At 53.1% G+C, this 19,829-nt stretch carries 15 protein-coding genes; 7 read left to right on the top strand and 8 right to left on the bottom strand.

What is annotated here, in order from left to right:
- Positions 1-52 precede the first annotated feature (52 nt).
- The 4 genes from H8L32_RS03835 to H8L32_RS03820 form a co-directional block, all read right to left on the bottom strand.
- Complete coding sequence (locus H8L32_RS03835) at positions 53-964, bottom strand: TraB/GumN family protein (RefSeq protein WP_186945862.1); 912 nt, start codon at positions 962-964, stop codon at positions 53-55.
- Between the two features lie 99 nt (positions 965-1,063).
- Positions 1,064-1,684, bottom strand: coding sequence for a pyridoxamine 5'-phosphate oxidase family protein (locus tag H8L32_RS03830; protein WP_186945861.1), 621 nt, complete (start codon positions 1,682-1,684; stop codon positions 1,064-1,066).
- 50 nt (positions 1,685-1,734) lie between these two features.
- Positions 1,735-2,523 (bottom strand): substrate-binding periplasmic protein, encoded by a 789-nt coding sequence (locus H8L32_RS03825; protein ID WP_186945860.1) that lies wholly within the window; start codon positions 2,521-2,523, stop codon positions 1,735-1,737.
- A gap of 164 nt (positions 2,524-2,687) precedes the next feature.
- Entirely contained in the window at positions 2,688-4,718 is a 2,031-nt protein-coding gene (locus H8L32_RS03820) for a UvrD-helicase domain-containing protein (RefSeq protein WP_186945859.1), read from the bottom strand.
- Between the two features lie 308 nt (positions 4,719-5,026).
- Between H8L32_RS03820 and H8L32_RS03815 the strand changes: the two genes are divergently transcribed.
- The 6 genes from H8L32_RS03815 (at position 5,027) to H8L32_RS03790 (ending at position 12,337) form a co-directional block, all read left to right on the top strand.
- Positions 5,027-6,088 (top strand): response regulator, encoded by a 1,062-nt coding sequence (locus H8L32_RS03815; RefSeq protein WP_186945858.1) that lies wholly within the window; start codon positions 5,027-5,029, stop codon positions 6,086-6,088.
- Complete coding sequence (locus H8L32_RS03810) at positions 6,081-6,902, top strand: response regulator (RefSeq protein ID WP_186945857.1); 822 nt, start codon at positions 6,081-6,083, stop codon at positions 6,900-6,902. The genes H8L32_RS03815 and H8L32_RS03810 overlap by 8 nt, the downstream gene beginning before the upstream one ends.
- A gap of 69 nt (positions 6,903-6,971) precedes the next feature.
- Positions 6,972-10,127, top strand: coding sequence for a response regulator (locus tag H8L32_RS03805; RefSeq protein ID WP_186945856.1), 3,156 nt, complete (start codon positions 6,972-6,974; stop codon positions 10,125-10,127).
- 1 nt (position 10,128) lies between these two features.
- Entirely contained in the window at positions 10,129-10,494 is a 366-nt protein-coding gene (locus H8L32_RS03800) for a response regulator (RefSeq protein WP_186945855.1), read from the top strand.
- 111 nt (positions 10,495-10,605) lie between these two features.
- Positions 10,606-11,088: an SRPBCC family protein gene (locus H8L32_RS03795; RefSeq protein ID WP_186945854.1), complete on the top strand. Its 483-nt coding sequence runs from the start codon at positions 10,606-10,608 to the stop codon at positions 11,086-11,088.
- A 151-nt stretch (positions 11,089-11,239) separates the two neighbouring features.
- Positions 11,240-12,337, top strand: coding sequence for a hypothetical protein (locus H8L32_RS03790; protein WP_186945853.1), 1,098 nt, complete (start codon positions 11,240-11,242; stop codon positions 12,335-12,337).
- 38 nt (positions 12,338-12,375) lie between these two features.
- Here H8L32_RS03790 and H8L32_RS03785 read toward each other — a convergent pair whose 3' ends face one another.
- The 3 genes from H8L32_RS03785 to H8L32_RS03775 form a co-directional block, all read right to left on the bottom strand.
- Complete coding sequence (locus tag H8L32_RS03785) at positions 12,376-13,191, bottom strand: CPBP family intramembrane glutamic endopeptidase (RefSeq protein WP_186945852.1); 816 nt, start codon at positions 13,189-13,191, stop codon at positions 12,376-12,378.
- Between the two features lie 67 nt (positions 13,192-13,258).
- A complete protein-coding gene (locus tag H8L32_RS03780) occupies positions 13,259-13,456 on the bottom strand; it encodes a DUF1737 domain-containing protein (RefSeq protein WP_186945851.1) in 198 nt (65 codons plus the stop codon).
- A 54-nt stretch (positions 13,457-13,510) separates the two neighbouring features.
- A complete protein-coding gene (locus H8L32_RS03775; protein ID WP_186945850.1) occupies positions 13,511-14,167 on the bottom strand; it encodes a pyridoxamine 5'-phosphate oxidase family protein in 657 nt (218 codons plus the stop codon).
- 361 nt (positions 14,168-14,528) lie between these two features.
- Between H8L32_RS03775 and H8L32_RS03770 the strand changes: the two genes are divergently transcribed.
- Positions 14,529-16,664 (top strand): S46 family peptidase, encoded by a 2,136-nt coding sequence (locus H8L32_RS03770; protein ID WP_230412046.1) that lies wholly within the window; start codon positions 14,529-14,531, stop codon positions 16,662-16,664.
- Positions 16,665-16,766: 102 nt separating this feature from the next.
- Here H8L32_RS03770 and H8L32_RS03765 read toward each other — a convergent pair whose 3' ends face one another.
- Positions 16,767-19,538: a bifunctional diguanylate cyclase/phosphodiesterase gene (locus H8L32_RS03765; protein WP_186945848.1), complete on the bottom strand. Its 2,772-nt coding sequence runs from the start codon at positions 19,536-19,538 to the stop codon at positions 16,767-16,769.
- Between the last annotated feature and the right edge of the window lie 291 nt (positions 19,539-19,829).

Genomic DNA, 19,829 nt, shown 5'->3' with positions numbered 1-19,829 from the left:
ACCAATGATGGTTCCAGAGCCACCTTGTGGTCTCTGGATATAATCTGCCGGATTACTTGATCTGCCTCACTTCAAAGCCTTTCTTTTCCAGCAATTCGGTGACGCTGTTGGGACCGCTCATGTGTCCGGCGCCGATGACGACAAACAGTTTCTTGCCGCTTTCCAGCATGCTGCCGATTTTTTCCACCATGCCGGGATTGCGGTCATCAAGCAGCAATTTCATGACCATGCGCGAACCGGCATCCTTATTGGCAGAATCTTGCAGGATTTTGGTCAGCGCTTCGGCATCGCCGGTTTTCCAGGCCTCGATCATGGTATTGGTTTCACGCAGCAAGTCGCCATTCTTCAGGCCGTCCAGAGTCTGTGCCAGCATGGCATCGCCATCTTCATCACTTAAACCGGCCAGCACGTTGGCCTGGAATTCCATGGTTTCCAGTGAAACGATCTCTTTCTTGTCCTGTTTTGCTTTTTGCATATAGTACAGATCCACACCTTTGCTGGCATCAAACCCCTGCTGCTTGAAGACACCGACGCTGAGTGCCGTCGCCACGATGCTTGGCTTCAAACCCTGTAACTGGGTACTGGCCGCACCGACCATGCCTTGCAGGTCTTCCCAGGTTTTCTTGGTGATGTGGTTTTCCAGTTTGTCTGGTGCTTTATAGGTGAAGAAGGGCATGGCTTTTTCTGCTGCCCTGGCGTCGGAAGTATCGACTTCAACGACCACCGTGTCGGCCTGTTTGTAGGCATTTTCCACCGCTTCCGGCAGTGGGTAAAAACTGGCCTTGGCAAGATGGATGGAACCAAACAGGTATGCCGTATTGCCAGCCGATTTCACTTCCCACAGCACGCCTTTGGCCGTGTCTTCTTTTGCAGTCTGCGCATTGGCAACGGCGCAGGCCAGACTCAGGCTGGCGATACCAAGGTAGCGGGCAGCAAGGCGGGTAAAGGAAATTTTAAAATTCATTATGGATGTCCCGTAAAAAATAGGTAAGGCATTTGCCACGTATCAACGCGGCACAGGATAGCAGAAATGCGTTCGTCACCAGCAAATACAATACAGCGATCAATACAGGGTCGCACGCTGGCGGGCCGGTAGTTCCGCATCATACTTCTGGCCATCAATGGCGGCATTGCTCAGCGCCGCCAGGATGGTGCCGGCGCTGGGGATGCCAGCCGGACGCCCTGCGTCTGCGCGTTGCCATAACTGCGAACGCAAAATTGCACGGGCGCACTGGAAAAACACACATTCCACCTGTATGCGTATCACGCATTTTGGTGCCTTGCCGTCCACGGACAGCTTGTCCAGCAATTGCGGTTCAACCGAAATGCTGGCACGGCCATTCACGCGCAGGGTTTCACCCAGACCGGGGATCAGAAACAGCAACGCCACCTGCGGGTCATGCAGGATATTGCGCAGGCTGTCGATACGGTTATTGCCGCGCCGCTCAGGCAGCAACAGGGTGTGCTGATCTTCTGCCACGATAAAACCGGGGGCATCACCACGGGGTGATGCATCCAGCCCATCGGGGCCATGGGTGGCCAGCACGGCGAATGGTGAAGCCTCTATCATCGCCAGGTAATGCGGATGAAGATAACTGACTTCTTTTTTCAGGGAAGCCTCACCGACGGTATCAAAAAGCCCGGCGAGTTGTTCTGCTGTGGTGATGAGATGGGATTGTGTCATGACAGATAAAGGTAGTTCAGGATTCTGTGGTGATGGGACAATAGAACAGATCAGTTTTTCCCCAGATTAGGGGCAAGCCGCCATTCTTCCCTGGCCTGCATCAGGGCGCGCTCTATATAGCCTTCTTTTTGCAGCTTTTGCAATTGCTTGTTAACTGCAGGCAAGTGAACGGCACAAGGACTGCTGGCAACAAAGCCCAGCAAATTCGCGGTCTCGATGAGATAGGGGGTCAGGGGCATAAGTTTGTCATCCAGTTTGCCTGAAGCCAGATAGGCCATGCCGGAATGATAGCCGGTGATGACATAATCAAAACGGTTGGCCTGCAACATCTTGAATGCAATTTCCAGATTATCTGTTTCATTGATGGCCAGATGCATGTCCATGAAATCATCAAAGGGGCGACCAAAACGATTGCCACGGGCAATGCCGCCATAATAGGGTATCAGGTCATCCCATTTATTGTACGGTACGATGTTGCCCTTCCTGACAAATGCGGCCACAGGATTGCTCAGCACCAGGTCACTGAAAAGTAAAAAGCTGCTACGTTCCGGCGTATTTTTCAGGGTGGCAATCAGGTCTATGCTGCCGCTTTGGGCTGCACTCAAGACCCTTTTCCATGGCCCCAGATAACGCACTTCATAGGGTATGCCCAGATCTTTCATGATGCGGGTGGCGATGTCTATACTGGCACCGTGGAAATTTTTACCGTCATGCCAGTGCAAAGGCGGGTAGGCCGGGTCTGCCGAGATCACCACGCGCTCACATCGTCCCGCCGCCATAGTCAACGGTGCGAGCGAGGCCAGCAATGTGAAGAGGAGCAAAATTAAGCAATGATGCATAAATCACTTCCGCAGAAATGGCAAGACAACAACACTTGCAACAGTGCATCAATCTTGCCGAGTGATTAATACTAACATTTTCACCTTTTCAGGGCATCGATTTCTTGTGCGATGTTGTGTGAGGCCGGTTTTCCGGACTTGTTTTTCAGACTTGTTTTCCAGGCTTACTCTCTGGGCTTGTTCAATAAGGCTTTCAGACCGGCCAGACGTTCTTTAGGCGTCATCACTTCCGTCTCGGCCGGCAGGGCGGTGCCTTCATCGAGTTTCATTTCCTTGATGAAGCGCGAGACATCACAGTGTACCGGCGCACCGGCACGCTTGCGTTTTTTGCACCAGGTGATATGCAGGCTGCGCTGGGCACGGGTGATGCCTACGTACATGAGACGGCGCTCTTCCTCTATGCGTGCTGCCATGGTTTCTACCGGTGCATCAGGGTCGCCCTTGTGCGGCAAAATGCCTTCTTCCACACCGACCAGGAACACGTGCGGATATTCCAGTCCCTTGGAGGCATGCAGGGTGGACATGCGCACGGCATCCGGCTCTTCATCCTTGCCTTCCATCATGGTCATCAGAGCCACCATCTGGGTCAGATCCAGCAGGCTGCGGTGGTCATCGGTACCATCCTTGCCACCGCTGCCCTTGGTTTTCAGCCACTGGGTAAAGTCGAGCACGTTTTGCCACTTGCCTTGCGCTGCACGGTCTTCAAAACTGTCGTAGAGATAGCCTTCGTAATTGATTTCCTTCATCAGGTCATCCAGCAATTCGGTGGCATGGCCTTCCCTGTGGGCATGGGCTTCGACCTGGTTGATGAAGCTGCAGAAATTTCGTAATGGTCGTAACTGTTTATCAGGCAACTTGGCTTCTATGCCGCCCTTGAAGACGGCGGCAAACAGCGAACATTGCCACTGGCCGGCAAATTCGCCCAGCACTTCGAGCGTGGCCAGGCCAACACCGCGCTTCGGGGTAGTGATGGCACGGATGAAGGCAGGGTCATCATCTTCATTGGCAATCAGGCGCAGGTAGGCAATGATGTCCTTGATTTCGGCACGGTCAAAAAAGCTCTGGCCGCCAGAGATCGTGTAAGGAATGCGCTCGCGCCGCAACGCCTGTTCGATCACGCGCGCCTGGTGATTGCCCCGGTACAAAATCGCATAATCCGAATACCTGGCCTGGCGCTCGAAGCGGTGCGCAGAAATCATGATGGCAACCTGTTCGGCTTCTTGCTCATCATCCTGCATTCCCAGTACCTTGACCGGATCACCGAGGCCATGTTCAGACCACAGCGACTTTTCAAACAGCTTGGGATTATTGCCAATAACCGCATTGGCCGCCTGCAGGATGCGGGTGCTGGAACGGTAATTCTGTTCCAGTTTGATGATTTCGAGGTTAGGAAAATCGACTTGCAGCGTCTTCAGGTTTTCTATGGTGGCACCGCGCCAGGCATAGATCGCCTGGTCATCGTCACCAACGGCGGTAAACATGGGTTTCTTGCCTATGCCGGTCACCAGCAATTTGACCAGTTCATACTGACAGGTATTGGTGTCCTGGTATTCATCCACCAGCAGATACCGCAGGCGGCGCTGCCATTTATCGCGTACCTGTTCATTGCTGCGAAACAATTCCACCGGCAGGCGTATGAGATCGTCAAAATCCACCGCCTGGTAGGCGGACAGGGTGGCGACATAACTGCGATAAACACGGGCAGCAATGGCCTCATCTTCATCCTGCGCCTGTTTCAGGGCGACTTCAGGATCAACCAGGCCATTTTTCCAAAGCGACATGGCAGTCTGTATGCGACGTATCAACTGCTTGTCGGTGGTAATCGCCAGATCTTGTACCAGGGAAAAACAGTCATCGCTGTCCATGATGGAAAAGCGGTCTTTCAGGCCCAGCGCCTGCGCTTCCTGGCGCAGTATCTTCACCCCCAGCGAGTGAAAGGTCGATACCGTCAGTTGTCTGGCCTGACGCGGCTCTGCCAGTAATTTGCCGATGCGTTCCTGCATTTCCAGCGCGGCCTTGTTGGTAAAAGTCAGGGCGGCGATATGTCTTGGGTCATAGCCATGCAGCTCGATCAGATTGACGATTTTCTGGGTGATGACGCGCGTCTTGCCCGACCCGGCCCCTGCCAGGACCAGGCAGGGGCCATCCATATAATTGACGGCATTGCTTTGGGGGGTATTCAAACCATGAGACATAACTGGCAGGCGGAGCACATCCGGAAAAACTTTCAGGTGCTATTGTAACTTGAGTGCAGGCAATTACCGGCCCTTAATATTCACTCTATATCGACTCAATATTGGCTCAATATCAGCGCAATATCCGCTCAGCATCAGCCCTTCATCCTACCGTCATCAACGCATTATCAATTTATTTCCAACAACAATTAAAGACTAAAAATGGTCATCAAGCCGTTGCTGAAAAGTAATAATTTTGTTAAAAACACTATTAAAACTAGACAATTACATAAGTCCAGACTATTCTCAACGCAGGGGGGATGCATTTTATGAAAGATTTAAAATCGGCTCGTATCCTTATCGTTGATGATGAAGAAAGAAACATCAAGCTATTGCAACTACTGCTGCAATCCGAAGGCTATGCCACGATGTCGGCCAGCAATGGACGCGACGCCCTGAGCATGGCGATCAGTGCTCAGCCAGACCTGATACTGATGGATATCATGATGCCCGGCATGGATGGTTTTGAAACCGTCACCGCACTGAAAGCCCATAGCGCGACCCAGCACGTACCTGTCATCATGCTGACCGCACTGGATGACCGGAATTCGAAACTGCGCGCCCTGGAAGCCGGTGCCGAAGAATTTCTGTCCAAGCCGATAGACCGCGCCGACCTTAGCGTGCGGGTACGTAACCTGCTCAGGCTGAAAGAATATGGTGATTTTCTGAATGACCATAATCAGTTGCTGGAAGAACAGGTGAAACAGCGCACCAACCAGCTGGAAGATGCCTACCGTGAAACCGTGTACACCCTGGTACGGGCAGCCGAACACAAGGATGAAGAAACCGGCCATCACGTGCGCCGTATCAGTTATTACTGCCAGACGCTGGCGCAAGCGATGAGTTTGCCGCTGGAATTTCACGATGCCATCTTCCAGTCCAGCCCCATGCATGACATCGGCAAGATCGGCATCCCGGATCATATACTGCTCAAGCCCGGCAGTTTCACCATGGATGAATGGAATATCATGCGCACCCATTGCGCCCTGGGTGCCAGCATCTTGTCCACTGGTGGTTCTCCGTACACGGAAATGGGTGCGGAAATCGCTCTCAATCATCATGAACGCTGGGATGGCACCGGGTATCCGAACGGCTTGAAAGGCGAAGCCATTCCCGTTGCTGCACGCGTCATGCAGATCTGCGATGTGTATGATGCGCTGCGCAGCCGTCGTCCCTACAAGCCAGCATTTAATCACCTGCGCAGTATGGATATCATCATGCACGGTGATGGCCGCACCGATCCCGCTCATTTTGACCCTGCCGTACTGTCCTGCTTCGTCGCGCAGGCCGATCGCTTTGCCGCCATCTATGACCAGCATGACGATGCCTGAACATACTCCGGGCATTCTGCTGCTTGATGCAGATACGGGCTTGCATACCAGACTGCCGGTCTTGTTGCAGGCCTTGCCGCACCCGCTCTGCATCGCTGCCGACCACACGCAGGCCAGGGCCATGCTGGCAACACAGCGCATCAGCCTGCTCATCGCAGAACCGGCAGATGCAGGTGTCGCTGATTTCATGCAGGACATTTATGGTACACATGGAACGCACGGTACACATGGCGATATGGTCAGCCTGATCCTGACCAGCCACCCTGAACATCTGCAAGTATCACAGTTATTGCAGGCCCTGAATCAGGCCAGGCCTTACCGGCTGCTGATCAAACCTGGCAATGATGAGGAATTGCTGGCCACGATCAAACAGGCGCTGGACCATGCGGTACAACAACAGGAACAGCGGCGTTTGCTGCGCGAATACCAGGGCATACTGACCAATGCAGAAAGTGCCCACGCTTTTCGCGTACTGGATGCGCTCATGCATTCCATCCACAAGGACATGGCAGCGGATGCCATCCATCATTTACCGGTCGGGGCACTGTTGCTGGTCAATGGCAGTATCAGCCTGTCGAATGCATCGGCGCAGCGTTTTTTGCACGAGATGGAAGAAAGTCCGGCAGAAACCGGCAAACCACTGACACACTTGCCTGCTGCCTTGCAGGACGCACCGCAAGCGCCACGCCGTCAGCGCCTGCAACGCCGTACTGCCATCAATCGCCGACTGGATTATTTTGTGCTGGAGCTGACAGCCGGCACCCTGATCGCTTTCGCCCCGGAACCCAGCCTTGGACGTCCACCGGATGCATAAAACTCTGTATCAGCATCATTTTGACATCGGCCAAACAATGACAGCCACCAGTTCCACAGGAAGAACCACATGAAAAAATTCAGCACAGAATTCAGGTTAGTCACTGGCCTGGGCCTGGGACTGTTATTGTTGCTGACAGCGGGATGGCAACTGTATCGCGCATTGCAGGAATACCGCAACAATTCCAACTGGGTAGAACACACTTACCTGGTCATGGGTGCACTGGATGACATGAAATCGGTTGTACTTGAAATGGAAAGTGTACAAAGGCTGTATCTCATTACCGGTGACGCCTCCTTTATCGGCCAGCGCGAAGCGCAAACGGCACAGGTACAGGCTGCCATGAAAAAAATCGCGGAACTGACGGCTGACAATCCACGTCAGCAATTGCAAAGCAAGGTCTTGACGCAAAAACTGAATGAGCGCCTGAATACCCTTGAGCAAACCATGCGCGTTTATAACGAAGGTGGTTTTGAAGCCGTGCGAAAAAGACTCATAAGCGGAACACCACGCATCGTCATGGAGAGCCTGATGGAGCAGATCAGGCAGATGGAACAGGAAGAACAGGTGTTGCTCAGTCAGCGCACCCGCCAGGTCGAACAGAGTTCAGTGCAGGCGCGCAATGTCGGCATGCTGATCGTGGTGATCACTTTGCTGGGCTGGTTCTTGCTGTGGCAACAGATCAGGGTTGATGTCAAACATCGCTCGGCAGCCGAAAAAGCCGTTCACGAAAGTGAATCCCTGCTCAGGCAGATACTGAATATCCTGCCTGTTGGTGTTTTTATTTCAGACCGCAACGGCCTGCTGACACAGATCAATCAGTGTGGCGAAAAAATCTGGGGCGGTACCCGCCACGTGAGCATGGATCAGTATGCCGAATATGTAGGCTGGTGGCCGGACAGCGGCAAACGTATTGCAGCCAGTGAATGGGCGCTGGCGCGTACCATGCAGACCGGTGAAACCATTTTGAACGAACTGGCAGATATACGCTGCTTTGATGGCACACGCAAAACTATTACAAACAATACTGCTCCTTTGCGCGACGACAGCGGCCACATCGTCGGTGGTCTGTCGGTGAATGTTGATGTCACCGACTTTATCTACACTGAACGCAAGTTGAGAGCTGCTGCCCATTATGACGATACCCAGGTGCAGGCACAAAACCTGTTTGCCACCAGCTTTGACCGCGAGGAAATTTTTTCCGGCCTACTGACGCTGCTGGCCGAGCGCCATGGTTTCGCTGTATCGGCCCTATATGGCTACGACGAGTGGAATGCCCTGTTCCGTTGCGAAGCAGCGCATGGCCTGGGCCGGGAAGTACCACGCCAGTTCGCACTGGGCGAAGGCTTGCTGGGTCAGGCTGCCCTCAGTGGAAAAACCAATTTTCTGGATATTGGTTATCTGAATCTGCAGACCGGGCTGGCTGATTTCACACCGACGCAGGTGTTGATGCTGCCGGTTATTTATCAGGAGCGCCGGCTGGCGGTACTGGTGCTGGCAGCGACCACCAAACTGATCGACAGTGACCAGGCATTTCTGGAAAAACTGGTCATACAGCTGGGTGTCGCTCTGCACAATCTGCGCCAGTACAGCGATTTGAAAATGCTGGCTGACCGACTGCGCGTCAGCAGTGAAGAAATTGCGGCCAAAAATCAGCAACTGGAACAGGCCAGCCTGATGAAATCCGAATTTCTGGCGAACATGTCACATGAATTGCGTACCCCACTGAATGCCATCATCGGCTTTTCTGAAATACTCAGGGATGGCCTGATGGGGGAAATGAATGCCCGGCAAAACGAAGGCATCAATGATATTTTCAATAGTGGCAAACATCTGCTGAGCCTGATCAATGACATTCTCGACCTGTCGAAGATCGAGGCCGGGAAAATGAATATCAATTTCGAAGCCGTCAGCATCGCACCGCTGGTTCAGGCCAGCCTGCAAATCGTGCGCGAGCAGGCCCTGATGCAGGGGCTGCATCTGAGTGCCGAAGTGCAGGACGATATCGGCGAAGCCTGGCTGGATGAAGTCAAGATCAAACAAATCATCTATAACCTGTTGTCGAATGCCGTGAAGTTCACCCCCGAAGGCGGCAGAGTCAACATTGCGGCCCGTCGCGTCGATGGCCTGAAGATCGCGGGTGGACGCTATGACCATTATCTGGAAATCAAGGTCAGCGATACCGGCATAGGCATGTCAACGGAAGAACAGGCGCGCCTGTTCCAGCCATTTACGCAGATAGACAGTAGTCTGGCACGCCGCCATCAGGGTACCGGTCTGGGCCTGGCCCTGGTCAAGCGCATGGCAGAATTGCATGGCGGCAGCGTGACACTGGATAGCGAACCCAACCGGGGCTCCACCTTCACGGTATTGCTGCCTTTGCGTTCTGTCGCCCAGGTGGAAGCGATTTCCGGCAGCACGCCGATACCGGTCAGCGCCAGCAGCGCCCCAGCGCCTTCTATTGAAACCGAGGGAAAATTGTTGGCACTGGTGATTGAAGATGATGATCAGGCCGCCGAAGTATTGCGCCTGCAACTGGAAAGCGAAGGCTTCCGTATCGTGCGCGCCACTTCGGCAGAAAGCGCGCTGGCACTGGCCGAAAAGGAATGCCCTGACCTGATTACCCTGGATATTTTATTGCCCGGCATGGATGGCTGGGAATTCCTGCAACGCTTCAAGCTGGAAACCCAATTTGCATCGGTACCGGTGGTGATCATCTCCATCGTGGCAGACCGTGGCCGTGGCATGTCACTGGGTGCAGCACAGGTCATGCAAAAGCCGGTGTCAAGGGAAGTCATGAATGCTGCGCTGTCACAACTGGGATTTGCATCGCGCAGTGGCGGCCGGCGATTAAGTGCCCTGATTATTGATGACGACCCCAAGGCGATACAACTGATTACAACCTACCTGGACAGTTTCGGTTATCGTACCCTGTCGGCGCTAGGTGGCCAGGAAGGCATACATACCGCACGCCACACCCAGCCCGATCTCATCGTTCTGGATCTGATGATGCCCGAAGTCAATGGTTTTGACGTGGTTGAAGCCTTGAAAGCAGATACCAGTACCGCTGGAATTCCCGTTATGATACTGACCGCCAAGCAAGTCACCACCGATGACAGAATGCGCCTGAATGGCGATGTTAAGAAAGTAATGGAAAAATCCGAATTCAATCATGGCCGCTTCATCGGCGAAGTCAGACGTGCCATGGCCGGCAGAGGAAAATGACATGGCACGCGTACTGATCGTGGAAGACAACCCTGTCAATATGAAACTGGCGTCCTTTCTGCTCAATAATGCCGGTCATGAAGTATTGCAGGCGGTTGATGCAGAAGTGGGCCTGCGTTATGCGAAAGAACAGATGCCGGACCTGATCTTGATGGATATGCAATTGCCCGGTATTGACGGTATGACAGCAGTGCGCCTGCTGAGAAATGACGCTGCTACTGCACATATCCGCATCATGGCATTAACCGCTTTTTCCATGCATGGCGATGAAGAACGCTTCATGGCAGCCGGTTGTGATGCCTATATGGCAAAACCCATCCGTTATCAACAATTTATGGACCTGGTCAACAAGGTCTTGCGCAAATGAATTGCTGGCATATTGGCATGATGAAACTGCTTTCCAGTATGGAATTTGCTCACAATGCTTACAATACCGGGCAGGCAAGGTAAACTATGGGTTACTGAAAAAAGGTGTCCCATGAAATTTGAGCATTTGGTAGAAATCAATGATTTAAGCAATCCCATGATAGAAGTCATCACCCGCGAGCAATTGTGGCGTGGCCTGGTATTAAGGGCAGAATTACCTAAAATATTCGTATCTTATCTGGATGACGCCCTGATCATGGAGCGCACCGAGGCCGGCATGACGCGTACGCTGAAATATGGCGAGCTGGAAGTCACTGACCGTGTCAGTTTCGTGCATCTGGAACATGTGCATTACGATGTCGCAGCACAGAAGGAAATCCCGCATTCCACGCTGCGCATGAGCATAGAAGAACCGCAGCCCGAGGCACTGTTTGTGCGCTTCAGCTATGACAATGGCCAAAGCGCGCAGCATGATGCCGAAAATGACATGTATAACGAATACCGTAAATCGGCCTACCACGAAGCCGACGTGGAAACCGTACGCATCATCCGCGAGCTGGCAGAAGCTGGCCGGCTGGACGCCTTGCCATCCTGAGTTGACCGGTAGCACCGGCAATACAGCCAGCGCAGCCAATACCTTCAATCCAGATGGCGACTGACGGTCAAACTCTGGGATAATGCCGCCGTATCCGCTATTACCATTCTGCGATTTTTTCCCGATTACCATTTTTCTTGCAAGGCTTACCATGTCCAAGCGCACTTCCTCCGTGGCCAGTAAAATCACCGCGCCCGTCATTCTTCCTGCGCCTTTACCGGTGCAGACCACACGCCTGAAACGCAAGCAATTTGCCAGTACGGGTGACGTACATGTACAGGGCGATGCCCTGATCACCACCCAGTTGATCGTGGGCGGTGACTGCCTGATTGATGGTGACCTGGAAGCAGAAGAAGTATTTTGTCTGGGTAAATTGACGGTGACCGGCGATATCCGCGTGCAATCACTGTATGTTGGCCATACGCTGGATGCAGGTGGCAATATCGAAGTGGAATACCTGCTGAAAACCGGCTGCAGTGCCGACTGGATGGCACGTATGCTGGAACTGGATCAGCGCAAGCCTGTCGCAGGTGAAAGTAATTTCATTCATCAACTGGTGCACCCGGCCATCCTGGCGCGTCATGATCATCATGATGCCTTCGGTGGCTATGGCGATATCCAGGCACTGGGTTACCTGACCTGTGCTGATCTGGACTGCCACGGTAACGTACAACTCGACGATGTACTGGAAGCAGGTGAAATCCAGTTCATCGGCGGACATCTGTCGGCTGCCGGCATCCATGTCGCCGGTGACTGCAATTGCCAGGGTGAGTTGTTCAGCGAAACCGACGTTCAGGTCGAAGGCAGCCTGTTTGCTGCCGTCGTGATTTGCCAGGGTAACCTGGAAGTCGACAGCCTGTGCAGCCAGGGTGACATCAGTACCTGGGGCAGCTTGCGTGCTACCGGCGAAATCAGCAGCCTGCGCGGCGAAATCCATTGCGGACGCTGGATCGCCACCAAAGCCACGATTTATGCCGCCAAGTACATCAAGTCTGGCGAATCCGTGATTGGTGAAAAAGGTATCAGTTGCGGCAGCGATTACGGCATCCTGGCCGGTACCACCTTGCCACGTTCACGCTGGGCGACACATGGCATGGTATCAGCCAGCAGCAAACCTCGCCTGCTGTTGTCCGGCCAGTTTGTCGAAGGCAAAAAACTGCGCCATATCGATGCACTGGAAAAGAAACGCGACACTGAACTGGATTGGGAAGTACAGCGTCGCCTGAAACGCGAAATGCAACCAGACTAAAAAACCGGGGGAAGCAGTTAACGCTTCCCCCTGTTCTGTTATTTATCCGCCGGTTTTTCCAGCGGCGGCAAAGCCTGCTGTCGCAGCAATTTGTGCAGCAGGCCAGCACCAATGACCAGCAGCACAATGGCGATCAACCAATGTGCCGTTGTTGGTTGCCAGTCTTCGCCGGATACTGCCAGCCTTTCCACCAGCATCGCCAGACTGTTATAGCTGGCGTGCAAAATAATGCCAGGCCATAAAGAACGGCTGCGTTCATACAGCCATCCACACAGGCCGCCCAGCAGCAAGGCGGCAAAAAACTGGTAAATGTTCAGATGCGCAAAACCGAACAGCAGGGCAGACACGAATATGGCCTGCCAGCGTGAATACTGATTCAGGAAACTGCGCAGGATAATCCCGCGAAACAGCATTTCTTCCACCACCGGGGCGATCAGGCAGGCGGTGACGATGGATGACAAACCGCTCAGCATCATCTGGTCAAACACCTTTTGTTGCGCCACAGGTACCGGCATCCATTGCACCAGCACTTGTTCCAGCAGCATGATCAGTAGCGACAATGCCGGCACCAGCATCAGTACCGGCACACCCAGCAAGGTCACGGTAGCCATGACCGGGGTACGGGATGCATGAAACAGCGATGAATAAGTCATCTTCTTATAATGCAGCAGTACCGTAAATAGCACGGCATTGGCCAACAAAAAGACGATGCCTATCATGTGCGCGGGGTCCATTCCCAGCACGGAACGCATATCGTAAAAACCGGCGTTGATGACAAATTCCACGCCCATCAGAAAGGCGACCAGAAAAACTGCTTCCAGCGCCGAGGGAAATTGCTCGTGTTGCTGTTTCATAAGTAGGAAGGAGAGAGCAGAACGGGTGCTGTACCGGATGACCGGTACATAACAGCATTACCAAACATTACATGGCGGACAAGTCCAGACCGGCTGAAAATTCGCCGTCCACTTCCTTGATGATGGCCTGACCGGCTATCGTGTGCTCGCCGTTAAAACTCAGGGTTGGTCCCCCATATAAGGTCCAGCCCTTATTGAGCGCTTCAGATACACGCAGGCAGAATGCCTTGTCGTCGGGGCCGGTCAGATAACGATAGAGTTTCATGGTGCCTGTCTTTGCTGTGGGTTTCCCATTATAGCTGCCCACGGCAAACCCATGTCACATCGCAGAGCCGACTCCCCGGCCAGCCGCTAGTGATTGCTGCAATCTCTGCAATTGCTGCTTTAGTTGCTGCTTCAGTTGCTGGTTTTCTTCCAGCACTGTTGCCATCATCTCCTGCACTTCGGCCCCGGTAAACCTGGGGGTGATGTGTTGTGGACAATTCCACTCTACGGCCTCGATCGTGATGATGATGGCGCGTTCAATCCGGGCGCGGTAAGCAGGCATGGCCAGCCTGGCGATAAGCTCAGGCTCTTCATGTTCGTGGACGATACGGGCCCGGCCCCAGATTTTCATACGCCGCCGCCTGGGATAATCGATCAGGATCAGCGAAATCCTGTCATTCGCAAACAGGTTCCCCACGCTCAGGTATTGTGCATTGCCAGCAAAGTCGGCATAGCCTATGGTTTTGGCATCGAACACTTTCAGGAAACCCGCCGGGCCTCCGCGATGCTGCACATACGGCCAGCCGTTTTCAGACACCGTCGCCTGATAAAAACTGTCGCGCGCCTGCAGGAATTCGCTGTCACGCTCCAGCAAATGGTCACGCTTTTCATCCACCAGTTCAAAACCAAGATTGTCTTCCCGGCTGCCATACAGGCTTTGTGCTGCTTTGACACTGGGGGTGAAGCTGATATCGGCAAATGCACGGGACATGATGATCTCCTGTCAGGTAAACGGCCTAAAGTGAGGCCATGGATTGCAGTGTCTGTCATTAACAGCACAAAGAGAATCCTCATGATTTATAATTTATTATTCCATTTGGTGAAATAATGAAAATAATATGCACTTGCGGTTGGGCAAGGCAGGAACTAAATTTAGGGATATGTGTCTGTAACTGACTGCTATTACCAGGATTTCCTGTCATTTTTATATGCAAAAGAAAAATTAGACCGGGAATCACCGCACTTTGCTGTGTTTCGCCGCATTTTTTCAGCATTTCCTGTAGGCCAGCTATTTTCTGCTCATGGGTACAGCTATACTGCCGCCCGTATGTTTTACCTCGTTGGAGACCAATTTGTTCAAAGTTATCACGCTGACACTGGCCGTTGCCGGTGCTGTTTCATCCGCCCATGCCGACGAAGGCCAATGGCAACCACATCAGTTACCCCAGTTAAAATCCGAACTCAAACGCATAGGCATCACAATCCCTGCTGAAAAACTGGCGGATTTGAGCAAGCACCCGCTCAATACCATGGTGTCGCTGGGCGGCTGTTCTGCCTCTTTTGTGTCGAACAGCGGGCTGGCGGTAACCAATCATCACTGCGCCTACAAGGCCATACAAAGAAATTCCACGGCAGAAAAGAATTACATCAGCGAAGGTTTCCTGGCCCGTACCAAGGCAGAGGAACTGCCTGCCGGACCGGATGCACACATGTACATCACCGACAAGGTAGAAAACGTCACTGACCAGGTGTTGAAGGGATTAACGGCCGGCATGTCTGGCCGGGCCCGCCATGAACAGGTGGAAAACCGCATCAAGGCCCTGATTGCCGACTGTGAACAGGACAAGGCCTATCGCTGTTCCGTACCCAGCTTCCATCGCGGGCTGGAGTACTACCGCATACGCCAGATGATGATACGTGACGTCAGGCTAGTGTATGCACCGTCTGACAAGATAGGCAATTTTGGTGGTGAGGTCGATAATTTTGAATGGCCACGGCACACTGGCGATTATTCTTTCCTGCGCGCTTATGTGGGCAAGGATGGCCGTCCTGCTGACCCGTCTGCCGAGAATATCCCGTATCAGTCCAAAGACTTCCTCGTGGTATCAGCACAGGGTCTGAAGAATGGTGACCCGATCTTGCTGGCGGGTTACCCGGGACGCACCAGCCGTTACAAGTTGCCGGCGGAAATTCGCTTTGCGCGTGACCGCAGTTATCCGGCCAAGGTGGCTGAATCGAAGGCCGATATTGCCGTCATCCAGGCGGCCAGTGAAGGCAACAAGACGGCTGAAGTACGTTATGCCAGCGTGGTCAAAGGCATCAATAACGGCTTGAAAAAAACCGAAGGCCTGCTGGCAGGCTTTGCCCGCAAGGATCTGGCTGCCATCAAGGATGGTCAGGATGCCGATTTCCGCGCCTGGTATAAACAGCATGGCGACAACAAGGCTCTGCTGTCTGAACTGGATGCCGTCATCGCCAGTGACATGGCATTGTCCGAACAGGAAACCGCATGGACCATCATCCATACCGGCGAGATGCTGAAAAGTGCGCGTACGCTGTACCGCGTTGCCATCGAAAGTGAAAAACCGGATGTCGAACGGCATGCCGATTATCAGCAGCGCGAATTGTCTTTCATCGCTGGCCGCCTGAACCGGCTCGAACAGTCTTATCTGCCAAACGTCGATCAGGCGCGCTTTACAGCTGCCCTGCAACGCTATAACAAATTACCGGAACAGGCTCACCCACCAGGACTGGACGCCTTGCTGCCAGCGCCGGAAAGCGTGGTCAGCCTGTATCAGCAAAGTCAGTTGGGTAATACGGCAACACGACTGGGCTGGTTGAACAAGAACCGCGCAGCCTTCGACGCATCCGACGACGCCTTCATACGTCTGGCCATCAAGCTGCATGAAATAGACATGGCACTGGAAAACCAGCGCAAGGAAGTGGATGGCAATCTGGAACGCATCATCCCGCAGTACATGCAGGCTGTGATTGCATGGAAGAAGTCTATCGGCAAACCTGTATATCCCGATGCCAACTCCACCTTGCGTGTCACCTACGGCACGGTAGCACCGTACACGCCGCGTGATGGCATCAGCAAGGGACCATTTACCACGGTAGAAGGCATACTGGAAAAAGATACCGGCAAAGCGCCTTTCGAAGCACCGGTCAATCTGCTGGCCAGTATCAAGGACAAACACTACGGCATATTCAAGGACAAGGTATTGAATAGCGTGCCGGTGAATTTCCTGTCCACTGCGGATACAACTGGTGGCAATTCCGGTTCAGCAGTATTGAACAAGAATGGTGAGCTGGTAGGTCTGAATTTTGATTCCACTTACGAATCGATTACCAAGGACTGGTATTTTGACAGCGCCATCACCAGGGCAATTCATGTCGATATCCGCTATATGCTGTGGGTCATGAGCGAAGTGGACCATGCCGACAATGTGCTGAAGGAAATGACGATCAAATACCCGGCGAAATAAACGGGTTTTCTAGGTAAAAAAAAGCGAATCATCATCCATGATTCGCTTTTTTTATGTCACTGATTATCCAGGCTCACATCACCCTGCCTGCCATCAATTTGTTCAGGCACCTTCCCAGTGCAGGTCTTTATCCTGCCCCCATATCGCCGGCATGATGTAACTTTTTGCCCAGTCACTGACCTGTAGTGCCGGCATGGGCCGCGCCACGCCATAGCCTTGTGCCAGCATGCAGCCAAGCCGCATCAGGGCGACACCATGTTCTGCACTTTCCACACCTTCGGCGATCACTTCGCGATTGAATGCGCGCGCCAGTCCGATGACAGCACTGATCACGGCCAGGTCATCCTTGTCGTCGAGCATGTCGCGTACAAAGCTCTGGTCGATTTTCAGGGTATTGGCAGGCAGGCGTTTGAGGTAAGACAGGGAAGAATAACCGGTGCCGAAATCATCCAGTGCAAAGCTGACGCCCAGTTTCTGGCTGGCCAGCATGACTTCACGCACGTGCTGGATATCCTGTATGGCAGCAGATTCAAGGATTTCTATTTCCAGGCGTTCTGGCGCCACATCCGGATAGTCAGCCAGTATCTTGCGCAGGCGCGGTAAAAAATCCTTGCTCTGAAAATGACGGGCAGCAATATTCACGCTGACTATCCATTGCCGGTGTTCACGGTTCCATTGCCGCAACTGTTCCATAGCCTGCTGCAAGACCCAGTCACCGATATCGATGATCAGATCCGTGTGTTCAACCAGCGGCAAGAATTCCAGCGGGCCAACGATGCCATGTTCCGGATGCTGCCAGCGCAGCAGCGCTTCCATGCCTGTTACATGACCCAGACGCATATTGACCTTGGGCTGGAAGTACAGGCACAGTTCACTCTCATGCAGAGCCTGGCGGACGCGGGCACGCTGGTTATGATGGGTGCGCAATTGCTGGTCTTGTTCGGCATCAAACAGATGAAATTGATTGCGGCCACTCAGTTTTGCCTGGTACATGGCCTGGTCGGCACAGCGCAACAAGGTATCGGCATTGATATCGTCACGCGGATAAATCGCCACCCCTATGCTGGCCGACATGCTGACCGTGCGCTGTTCGATGTCATAGGGTTGTGCCAGTTCGGCCAACAGCAGCGCGAGGTTCAGTTCCACCCCGGCGACATCGGTCTGATTGTGCAAGAGCACGACAAATTCATCCCCGCCCAGCCTGGCCACGCTATTGCTGGAACCGACGCTGATTTCCAGGCGTCGCGCTACCTGCTGCAATAATTTGTCGGCGAATTCATGTCCATATTTTTCATTGACGGCCTGGAAATAATCCAGATCAAGCAAGCACACCGCCAGCCAGCATTGCTGTTCACGGGCGCTATTGATGGCCAGGCTGAAACGTTCGGCCAGCGAGGCCCGGTTTTCCAGCCCGGTCAGCACATCGTGGCCCGCCTGCCAGGAAAGTTGCTGCATCAGTTGCCGACGTTCACTGACATCGCGGAACACCAGTACACAACCGGTGACGCTGCCGTCTTTCTGGCGTATCGGCGCAGCCGTGTAATCCACTTCTATCTGCTTGCCACCACGGGCAGCCAGGATCTGGCTGCTGGCCTGCAAGACATCTTCGCTATTGCAGATATTGCTGACAAAATCACCCAATCCGCCCCTGCTGGCCGCGTCGGCCAGAAAAAAGACATCCTGTAAATGATGCTCACATGCCTCTTCCCTGCTCCAGCCACTCAGTTGCTGTGCCAGTTTATTGAGCATCAGGATACGGCCATCCACATCGGTACTGATGACGGCATCGCCGATCGAGGCGAGCGTGGTTTCCACTTTTTCGTTTTCTGCGGCCAGTGCTGCCTGCGCCTGAATGCGTTCAGTGATGTCGATCAGCGCACCGATACTGCCAACCGCCTCGCCATCGACATTGGTCAGGTTAGCCTGGTAAAAGATCACATCCAGATGTTTACCGGCGACATGCGCCCTCGCCTCGGTCACCCGTTTTACCGTGTCGTCGGCATCCTCCGGCATCAGTGGAAGACTGGACATGCCAGGCATGCTTTCGTCGCTGAAGAGAGCAGGCATGGGATGGCCGATTACCTGTTCTGCACTCAGTTCAAACATCAATTCCCAGGCATGGTTCACACGCCTGCATATACCATGCTGATCCTGGAAGAATATCGGTATCGGCAAGGCATGCAGCAATTGCCAGGTGAAATGTAATTGCTCACTATGGTCACGCTGGCTGCGTTGCAAGGTCAGCAACAGGGATTGCACTTCATTCGCCATGTTGTTGAAGGTCAGCGCCAGCGCACGTGCTTCTGCCGTACCAGTCACTGACATGCGTACTGCATGCTGGCCTTTCTTGAATTGCTCGGTCGCATTGGCCAGGCGGTTCATGGTTCTGGCGTTCGAACGCAAAATCAGACCCAGCAAGAGATAGATGGTGAAGATAATTCCCAGGGAAATTTTTGCCTGAATCAGGAATTTTTGCCAGATGTGTTCTTTTTCATGCTCGAGCGTGGTGTCAAACCGCAGCATGGCGACTTCACCATTGACCAGCCGGGCTTCGTTGGCAAAGGTTTGTGCAGGCAGGGACAGTATTCTGCTGAACCAGGCTGGCACGGCAGCAAGCGGTAACTCTGTATCTTGTCCGACAAACTGCTGCTTGCCATAACGCCAGGTGATACGGGCAATGACAGGACTGGAACGGGCTTCCTGATCCAGTAAAGTATGTATGCCCTTACTATCACCCTGAACTGTCAGGGTACTCAGTACGGGAATCAGATAATGAAAGGAATGGCGCAGCTCTGCCTCTGACCTTTGACGGACATCTGCGGTTTCAGCACCCAGCAGCAGGTAGTAGCGCAAACCAGTGACGGCAAATATCAAGAAAAAGAGCGGTACAAATAGCCGTGTATAGATTCCTCGCTGCTGCCAACGCTGTAAAAAATCTTGTAGTGTTTGCACAAATTCAACAAATTTCAGTGAAATAAAGCATTTTGGTTAACAAAGCAAGGTGAACTGTTCATGACATATCCACTATTACACTGATGGCAATTCTAACCTGAAGATGAATATCCTTACTGTGAAAAAATTGATTTTAGGCAAATATCCTTGATGACAACAACTTGTCATACAACTACACAACAATATGGGGGAATTTAGCTTACCTTCACGTTA

Source organism: Undibacterium hunanense (assembly GCF_014284335.1).
GTDB lineage: Bacteria > Pseudomonadota > Gammaproteobacteria > Burkholderiales > Burkholderiaceae_D > Undibacterium > Undibacterium hunanense.
Note: the sequence above shows the minus strand (reverse complement) of the source record. Positions and strands in the feature narration are given on the sequence as shown.